Origin of the sequence: Acinetobacter johnsonii (assembly GCF_048551975.1) — a bacterium.
Taxonomy (GTDB): Bacteria; Pseudomonadota; Gammaproteobacteria; order Pseudomonadales; family Moraxellaceae; genus Acinetobacter; species Acinetobacter johnsonii_A.
The window spans coordinates 1-315 of record NZ_JBIMCF010000120.1 but is presented as its reverse complement, the minus strand read 5'-3'; the positions used below and the strand labels follow the sequence as shown (position 1 = coordinate 315).

Sequence of the window (315 nt, the reverse complement as noted above, 5' to 3'; positions counted from 1 at the left end):
ATTGATAGCTTAAAAATCCGAGCAAGATAGAAAGAGGAATGCCATAGATCCACCAATCTTCAAATGAAAAGTAGAATCCAAAAACTACTAAAGGACAATGCCATACATAGATGGAATAAGACCATTTTCCGACATAGTTAAAAACTATGTTATTGATGATGAAATTATTTTGGAAGTTACTTACGATAATTAAATATGCACCAAAGACAGGTATTAGTGCCTTATAACCAGGCCATAATGTATCTTTTGACATTAAGAAATATGAAGCAAATATAAGTACAATACCTAATGATTGAATTGTAATTTGCTTTATCT

1 pseudogene is annotated in these 315 nt (G+C 30.2%); it reads right to left on the bottom strand.

Features of this window, described 5'->3' with window-relative positions:
• A pseudogene (locus ACG9ZB_RS16885) lies at positions 1 to 315 on the bottom strand (acyltransferase); the annotation flags it as partial.